The sequence below is a fragment of the Virgibacillus sp. M23 genome (assembly GCF_034190895.1).
Taxonomy (GTDB): domain Bacteria; phylum Bacillota; class Bacilli; order Bacillales; family Amphibacillaceae; genus Virgibacillus; species Virgibacillus salarius.
Genome location: NZ_JAWDHA010000012.1, coordinates 74929 through 83692 on the forward strand (window position 1 = coordinate 74929; position 8764 = coordinate 83692).

Annotated in this window: 7 protein-coding genes; all 7 read right to left on the minus strand. The window is 38.0% G+C overall.

Annotated features, from left to right (window positions below):
• Positions 1-3 precede the first annotated feature (3 nt).
• The 7 genes from hprK to uvrB all read right to left on the minus strand — a co-directional run bounded on the left by hprK (position 4) and on the right by uvrB (position 8358).
• Positions 4-930 carry an HPr(Ser) kinase/phosphatase gene (gene hprK, locus RVS70_RS07285; protein WP_026681671.1) on the minus strand — a complete coding sequence of 309 codons (927 nt, stop codon included), beginning with the start codon at positions 928-930 and terminating at the stop codon, positions 4-6.
• Between the two features lie 486 nt (positions 931-1416).
• Positions 1417-1773 (minus strand): phage holin family protein, encoded by a 357-nt coding sequence (locus RVS70_RS07290; protein WP_026681672.1) that lies wholly within the window; start codon positions 1771-1773, stop codon positions 1417-1419.
• Positions 1773-1967, minus strand: a complete 195-nt coding sequence (locus RVS70_RS07295; protein WP_026681673.1) for a PspC domain-containing protein — start codon at positions 1965-1967, stop codon at positions 1773-1775. The genes RVS70_RS07290 and RVS70_RS07295 overlap by 1 nt, the downstream gene beginning before the upstream one ends.
• A gap of 53 nt (positions 1968-2020) precedes the next feature.
• The gene (gene bshB2 / locus RVS70_RS07300; RefSeq protein ID WP_121605936.1) at positions 2021-2686 is read right to left on the minus strand and encodes a bacillithiol biosynthesis deacetylase BshB2; all 666 of its coding nucleotides are present in this window, start codon (positions 2684-2686) and stop codon (positions 2021-2023) included.
• A 30-nt stretch (positions 2687-2716) separates the two neighbouring features.
• The gene (locus tag RVS70_RS07305; RefSeq protein WP_026681675.1) at positions 2717-3070 is read right to left on the minus strand and encodes a YojF family protein; all 354 of its coding nucleotides are present in this window, start codon (positions 3068-3070) and stop codon (positions 2717-2719) included.
• Positions 3071-3490: 420 nt separating this feature from the next.
• Positions 3491-6367, minus strand: coding sequence for an excinuclease ABC subunit UvrA (gene uvrA, locus RVS70_RS07310; RefSeq protein ID WP_121605666.1), 2877 nt, complete (start codon positions 6365-6367; stop codon positions 3491-3493).
• 5 nt (positions 6368-6372) lie between these two features.
• Complete coding sequence (gene uvrB, locus RVS70_RS07315; protein WP_121605667.1) at positions 6373-8358, minus strand: excinuclease ABC subunit UvrB; 1986 nt, start codon at positions 8356-8358, stop codon at positions 6373-6375.
• Positions 8359-8764 lie beyond the last annotated feature (406 nt).

Genomic DNA, 8764 nt, shown 5'->3' on the forward strand with positions numbered 1-8764 from the left:
CTCCTAGCTATTTTCTTGATCAATCATATTTGTTAACCGCTCCGAAAACTCTTCTGCCGCATTAACACCCATACGTTTTAAACGGAAGTTCATAGCCGCTACCTCAATAATGACAGCCAAATTTCTTCCAGGACGTACTGGTATGGTTGCCTTTGGTAATTCAACTTCCATTATCTTCATTTTATCTTCATCAAGACCTAAACGATCGTATTGTTTCTTTTGATCCCAAATTTCTAAATTAATGATTAATGAAATCTTTTTATAGCTTCTAACAGATCCCGCTCCAAATAATGTCATTACATTAATTATTCCAAGGCCTCTAATCTCTAGTAAGTGCTCTATTAAAGGTGGAGCGTTACCGATAAGACTGTCATAATCCTCTTGACGTATTTCGACACTATCATCGGCTACTAAGCGATGCCCTCTTTTCACTAGTTCTAGTGCTGTTTCACTTTTACCTACTCCACTTTGACCAGTAATCAGCACACCAACTCCATAAATATCTACCAACACCCCATGAATTGCAGTAAACGGGGCAAATTTCGCTTCTAAATAATTTGTTAGCCTACTAATCACTCGTGTCGTTTTTCGCGGTGAATGCAAGATAGGCACACCTGATTCATTAGCAGCATCGATCATCACTTGTGGTATGTCCATATTTCTTGTTACCACTATTCCTGGAGTAACATCTGTACAGAGTTGGCCAACTCTTTCGACTTTTTCTTGATCTGTTAAATCTAAGAAATACGCCATTTCCGTCCTGCCGATTAACTGTAGTCTTTCTTTTGGATAGTATTTAAAGTACCCTGTCATTTCTATTCCAGGTCGTGAGATATCACTTGTAGTAATCTCTCTATGTAGTCCGTCCTCACCTGCGACAAGGGTCAGATTGAAATTCTCTAATAAATCCTTCGTCCGAACGGTTGACATGTATTTATCCTCCTTATTGTTGCCATTCAAAACATAGACTCCATGTTATTTAGTTGGATACTTTCCTGCTAAAGAATATCTCAATAAACAATATGGACACGTATTCAACAAGATATCGGCTTTCCACGCGCCATAAAATCCTGTGAGACACCGTTCTCCTTATCTGCCTCTGTCTATCGCACTTAAAATTTATTCTAACAAGAAGATCAAAATTTTCAGCTGGCAAATCACTCGTAATTCGTTTTACGTGAGATAAGAATATTTATCTAAACGGCTTGGACATATATATTAAATTAAGTTTCGTTGAGAAATGCTCCTTACCTAATACATGAAATAATGTCGGATAACCTTTAGGCAAAAGTTTTCTTCATTGTAGCATATTCTTTATAAGATTTGCTATCGCCTAACTCCTATGGCAATCAGATTGAACACTACGAACAATTTTACACATGAAAAATCGCAGGCTATCTATCACCTGCGATCCTGTTATCTAATTGAGTCTTTTACTACACTATTCAAAAGTAAATTAATGATAGATAGTATGATAGCAGCTAAAACCGCTGTACCAAATCCGTCGATAACAAAAGAAGCATCCATTAATGCCTGTGTAATCATTAATGTTACAGCATTAATGATAAATAGAAATAATCCTAAGGAGAGAATGGTTATCGGCAAAGTAAATAATATGAGTATCGGCTTAACAATTACGTTTAAAACAGCTAAGATCAAACTTGCAAGCAATGCCGTACCAAATCCGTCCAAGTGAAAGGAATCAAATAATTGTGCAACAGCAATCAGGGCAACTGCATTTAAAATGATAGACACAATCCAGCGTAGCATAATTAATAGTTCTCCCTTTCAGTAGGAATAATTAAGGCAGCCGCTAAATATACGAACGCAAAACTAAATAGACTAAAAATCAAACATACAACAAATACAAGTCTTAGAATCGTTGCATCTATATTAAAATAATCAGATAGTCCACCAAAAACACCAGCTACCATACGTTTCGTATTGGAACGATATAGCTTTTTCATGGGATTACCTCCTTTTGATTATCATCGTATTCCATTCGCTATCCAATCATTCATCATACTGAAAACTGCCAAGTAAAAAATTCCTCTGTACCAAACCGTTCCTTCGCTTCTTGTAGTACTTCCTCACCAAGTTCCTTATAATTTTTCAGCGGACCAATAATGCCTCCAGCTTGAGAGTCATGACAAAGAATGGCATCCATTTTTTTCTCAAAATAGGCGGAAACATCATTAATAACATCTGGTTCTCCGAGTTCCTTTTTAAATCCACGTGCAAATGCCTGCGCCCATACAGTTGGTCGCTCATCCATCAGTTCAACAGCTTTAATTGCCGCTGCCCCAAGTGCGTTATGGTCTGGGTGAACAGCATAATTAGGATAATGTGTAATAACTAAACTTGGCTTTATCTCTTCTAATATGCCTTTTAAATGCTGTGCAATTTCCATTTGATCTTCAAATTCAATGGTCTTATCACGATAACCTAGCATTTTTAGGTCCATATCAAGAACCTTACATGCGTTTTTAAGCTCTTGCTTTCGAATTAATGGTAATGTCTCTCTATTTGCGAAAGTGGGTGATCCCATATTTCTGCCCATCTGCCCTAAGGTCCCACATAAATATGTTACAGGTATTCCTTGACTTCGAAAATGTGAAATTGATCCTGCAGCACCAAATGATTCATCATCTGGATGCGGTAATATAACAACAACATGTTTTTCCAAGTTGATCACCTATCCCCTTCTTTTGTCTTTTTAATTATTAAACGGTGTTTCACTAATCTGAAGCGCAACCATTAATCTACCTTCCCGATCATGACCAGCTAGTAATAATTTTGATCCTTCATGAATTACCCAGTCTGTTAATCCTTCTGCATAAATCCAGCCGAACTCGGTCTTTAAGCCGACTCGATACGCATTGCCATCACCAACGATCTTCGCTTGATTAAATGTAACCTGCGCATTCCGCACATAAGCCCCAACATTATATGCTTTATCATCAAAATGGCTAGCGTACGCTCCATTTGTAGTTTCCACATGTATGTAGACCTGTTTATTTGTAAAATCGTCTAAGCATTGTTGTACACTCTCTACTTCAATTGGTTTCATATCAGTTTCCTCCCAATCAACTTCTTCTTTTAGCTTATCGAAACAACCGCATGGCGTCAAAAAATTAAACCGACTCTAATGCTTCATTTCATATAAAAGCCCGAATTTTATCTCAAATCTTTCAGATAACATTCGGGTTACTTTTTTAAAGATAGGTAGTTCCTTCATCGCTCTCAAAATGCTTCGCTTTCCATGGGCACCGCCCATAGCCTCTCAGAAAGCACAAAGAGCTTTCTAAGAGGTCTTCGGACCGTGCTGTTCCCGCAAGGACAAGGATGACTTCGCCAACGATACATCGCATGCAGAAAAGCTCTCTTCCATTTACGCATATTGACCATGCTAAAGTCTGCTTCATTTTATTATTATAATGAATCGTTCATTCGTTAATATGCAATTAAGTTCTGCCACAGCCTCTTCCAATTATTTTGTAGCTACTTTTTCCTTTACTTCTATTGCATTGTCCATCCGCTTCATGTCACGTTCTAATACTGGCTTTAAGTATTTTCCAGTATAGGATGCTTCTGCTTCTGCGATTTGTTCTGGGGTACCTGTTGCAATGATCTGTCCACCGCGATCTCCACCCTCAGGTCCAAGATCAATGATATGATCAGCAGATTTAATAACGTCAAGGTTGTGTTCAATGATTAAAACACTATCACCATTATCGACAAGTCGTTGCAAAACACTTAATAAGCGATTAATATCATCAACATGCAAACCAGTTGTTGGTTCATCTAAAATATAAAACGATTTACCATTTGATCTACGATGCAATTCACTTGCTAACTTCACACGTTGAGCTTCCCCACCTGATAAGGTCGTTGCCGGTTGCCCAAGTCTTACATAGCCAAGCCCAACATCATAAATGGTTTGTAGCTTGCGTTTTATTTTAGGGATATTTGCAAAAAATTCTAAGGCCTCCTCGATTGTTAAACCAAGCACCTCTGAGATATTTTTTCCTTTATATTTTACTTCCAATGTTTCTCTGTTATAGCGACTACCTTTACATACTTCACATGGAACGTAAACATCCGGAAGAAAATGCATCTCAATCTTTATAATCCCATCTCCACGGCAAGCTTCACAGCGCCCACCCTTTACATTAAAACTAAACCTTCCTTTTTTATAGCCACGTACCTTTGCTTCATTCGTTTGAGCATATACATCACGGATATCATCAAACACACCTGTATACGTAGCAGGGTTGGATCGTGGTGTACGACCGATAGGTGATTGATCGATATCAATTACTTTATCTATATATTCCATTCCTTTTACTTTCTTATGCTTACCTGGTTTATGCTTTCCACTATACAGTTCTTTTGCTAGCGACTTATAGATAATTTCATTTACTAACGTACTTTTCCCAGATCCGGAAACTCCGGTCACAACCGTCATTAACCCGATTGGAATTTTCGTAGAAACTTTCTTCAAATTATTTTCCTCTGCCCCTACTACTTCGATAACACGCTTATCTTTCTTCCTTCTTTTTACTGGTAGCGGGATAAACTTATGACCCGCTAGATATTGACCTGTTAGTGATTGCTTATTTTTCATGACATTTTCCGGCCTATCGCTAGCAACAATTTGCCCTCCATGTTCACCTGCTCCTGGGCCAATATCAATAAGCCAATCCGCTGCTAGCATAGTATCTTCATCATGTTCAACAACGATGAGTGTATTATCTAAGTCACGCATCCGCTTTAAAGTATCAATTAAGCGGTCATTATCACGTTGGTGTAGACCTATCGAAGGTTCATCTAATACGTAGAGCACACCTGTTAGAGCTGAACCAATTTGTGTAGCTAGTCTAATACGCTGTGCTTCTCCTCCTGAAAGTGTTCCGGCAGAACGAGATAGTGTTAAATAATCAAGTCCAACATTATTTAAAAATTCTAATCGATTATCTATTTCTTTTAAAATCATGCTAGCAATCTGTTTTTCTTTTTCCGATAGATCTAATGTATCGAAAAATTTCTTTGCCTCCATAATAGAGAATTCTGTAACTTTACTGATATGCAACCCATTAACCAACACAGCTAATGCGCTTTCCTTTAACCGATAACCTTTACACTTCGGACATTTCTTCTGCGCCATATATTTTTCTAAAGTTTCACGTATATAGTCAGAGGATGTTTCTCGATAGCGCCTACTAACATTGTTTAATACGCCCTCGAAGACAATATGACTATCGCGCACACTGCCAAAATCATTTACATAGTGGAAATGAATCTTTTCCTTCCCGCTACCATAAAGAATTTTATCCATTTTATCTTTGGGGATATCGTTCACAGGCTTATCCATATCAATCTCAAAGTGTTCACAGACACTCTTTAAAAGCTGTGGATAATATTGTGAACTGATTGGCTCCCACGGCGCAATTGCGTGTTCGTTTAATGACTTTTCCCAGTCAGGAATAACTAAATCCATATCTACTTCCAATTTTGTCCCTAAGCCATCACAGGTAGAACAGGCTCCAAAAGGGCTATTGAAAGAAAATAATCTCGGCTCTAATTCATCGATGGAAAAACCACAAATAGGACATGCATGGTTTTCACTGAAGGTCAATTCTTTATCACCAATGATATCAACAATAAGCTTACCTTCCCCTAAAGAGAGGGCCGTTTCTATTGAATCACTTAAACGTCCTTCTATACCAGCTTTTACCACAACTCGATCAACAACTACTTCGATCGAATGCTTCTTGTTTTTTTCTAATTTAATCTCTTCCGTAACTTCACGCATTTCTTTGTCAACACGAATGCGAACATATCCTTCCTGCTTCAACCTTTCAAATACCTTAACGTGTTCACCCTTCCTTCCAGATACGACAGGTGCAAGTAGTTGCATTTTCGTCCGTTCTGGATATTCCATAATTCGATCTACCATTTGTTGGACCGTTTGTGAAGATATTTCAACGCCATGCTTAGGACAAGTAGGATGACCAATACGTGCATATAATAACCGTAAATAGTCATATATTTCTGTTACTGTACCAACTGTAGACCTCGGATTTTTACTTGTAGTTTTTTGATCAATGGATATAGCGGGTGACAATCCGTCAATTGCATCAACATCAGGCTTATCCATTTGTCCAAGAAATTGTCTTGCGTAGGCAGAAAGAGATTCTACATATCGTCGTTGACCTTCTGCATAGATCGTATCAAAAGCTAAAGAGGACTTACCAGAACCAGATAATCCTGTCAAAACAACCAATTTATTTTTGGGAATTTCTACATCCACATTTTTCAAATTATGTGCTCTGGCACCCTGAATTTTAATTGATTTACTTGGCATTAATTTCACCTTCCTGCTTTAAGTTCAAGTATAATATCACGAAGTTCAGCTGCTTTTTCGAAATCCAGTGCTTTCGCAGCGTCCTTCATTTCTTTTTCCATCTGCTCAATGACTTGCTCTTTATCCTCTGATGCTAACTTGCTAATACTTTTCGCTTTTCCATCATATTTAGGTTGGTGGTCCTCTGCAACAACCGTGGCACGAATTACTTCTCGGACATCCTTCTTAATGGTCTTAGGTATAATATTATGCTCTTTATTATATGCCATCTGTTTTTCACGTCTGCGATTTGTTTCATCTATGGCAATTTGCATCGATTTCGTTATTTTATCGGCATACATAATAACCATGCCATTTTCATTACGTGCAGCCCGTCCCATCGTTTGAATTAATGATCGTTCCGAACGTAAGAACCCTTCCTTATCTGCATCTAAAATAGTGACTAAGGATACTTCCGGTATATCAAGACCCTCACGTAATAAGTTTATACCGACAAGAACATCATATTTCCCAACTCTTAAATCTCTAATTACTTCAATTCGTTCCAACGTTTTGATTTCCGAATGTAGATAAGCAACCTTGATTCCCAGTTCCTTCAAATAATCTGTAAGATCCTCCGACATTTTTTTCGTCAACGTTGTTACGAGGACACGCTCATTTTTACTTGTTCGTTTATTGATTTCTCCAATTAAATCATCAATCTGACCATCTATCGGTCGAACATCTACTTTTGGATCTAATAATCCAGTCGGCCTAATGATCTGTTCTGTCATATCAGGTGAATGTTCCTCTTCATAAGGTCCTGGGGTAGCAGATACATAGACCAACTGATTAGTAGCTTTCTCAAATTCTGTAAACTTTAATGGGCGGTTATCCAACGCTGAAGGTAAACGAAATCCATGATCAACCAGTACTTGTTTTCTGGCTTGGTCTCCGTTGTACATTCCTCTAATCTGCGGCAATGTAACATGTGATTCATCAACTACTACTAGAAAGTCATCGGGAAAGAAATCAAGCAACGTATACGGAGTTGCTCCGCTTTCTCGAAGCGTTAGATGTCTAGAATAATTCTCAATTCCAGAGCAAAATCCCATTTCATTCATCATTTCCAAATCATATCGAGTACGTTGCTCTAATCGCTGTGCTTCTAAGAGCTTATCCTGCTCTCGTAATTCCTCTAAACGTTCTGCTAACTCCTGTTCGATATTTTTGATCGCAAGCTTCATTTTTTCTTCTCTTGTTACGAAGTGAGAAGCCGGAAATATAGCAATATGCTCTCGATCACCGATAATTTCTCCAGTCAATGCATCAACTTCCCGAATCCGGTCAATTTCATCTCCAAAGAATTCAACACGAATACAGTGCTCTTCCTTCGATGCAGGTATGACCTCGACAGAATCGCCGCGCACTCGAAATGTACCACGCTGAAAATTTATATCATTCCTTGCATATTGAATGTCAACAAGTTCACGTAGCAGCTGATCACGATCTTTTTCCATTCCTACTCGAATGGAAAGCACCTGACTCTCATATTCTTCTGGAGAACCTAAACCATAAATACATGAAACACTAGCAACGATTAAAACATCATTTCGTTCAAAAAGAGCAGATGTCGCTGAGTGTCGAAGCTTATCAATTTCATCATTAATACTTGCATCTTTTTCAATAAATGTATCTGTAGAAGGAACATAAGCTTCTGGTTGATAATAATCATAATAGCTAACAAAATATTCAACTGCATTATTTGGAAAGAACTCTTTAAATTCACTATATAGTTGTCCAGCTAACGTTTTATTATGTGCAATTACTAATGTGGGACGATTAATTTCTTGTACTACATTTGACACGGTAAATGTTTTCCCCGTACCTGTCGCCCCCAATAATGTTTGATGACGTTGGCCAGCCTTCACTCTCTCAACAATCTCCTTAATTGCTTTAGGCTGATCACCACGTGGTTCGTACTTTGATACAAGATCAAACGTATTTTTCACTAGAACTTCCTCCGATCATCTATGACTACAATTATTTTATCACATTTGCTAGACATTTTAACACAAAAACGAACAAATATTCGACTTTTTTGTTTTTCCATTTGTTTCTAGCATACCCTTATTTGCCAATTTAGAACCAAGTTGGATAAGATTAAATCAATTGCCATCTTGCTGCTATGTTTTCGTAATAGAGATACTTCTTCCTCCTCATGGTAAAATTTTATAAATTCCAAGACTATTAAAAAAACTGAGCAAAATTCGCTCAGTCCTTATCACTACATGCTCAGATTTACGCTTCCTCTAGTAGCTATTATGGAATAATAGCTACTACTTGACCACCACTCCGGCTGCCCACTTCCCTTTCCGTGGGGTTTGTCCTTCAGCTAACTTTTTTAGCAAAACCCGC

Bases quoted from the DNA above. Each gene is read 5' to 3' on its own strand.
- hprK (WP_026681671.1), bottom strand. From the start codon at position 930: ATGTCAACCGTTCGGACGAAGGATTTATTAGAGAATTTCAATCTGACC.
- RVS70_RS07295 (WP_026681673.1), bottom strand. From the start codon at position 1,967: ATGAAAAAGCTATATCGTTCCAATACGAAACGTATGGTAGCTGGTGTT.
- RVS70_RS07305 (WP_026681675.1), bottom strand. From the start codon at position 3,070: ATGAAACCAATTGAAGTAGAGAGTGTACAACAATGCTTAGACGATTTT.
- uvrA (WP_121605666.1), bottom strand. From the start codon at position 6,367: ATGCCAAGTAAATCAATTAAAATTCAGGGTGCCAGAGCACATAATTTG.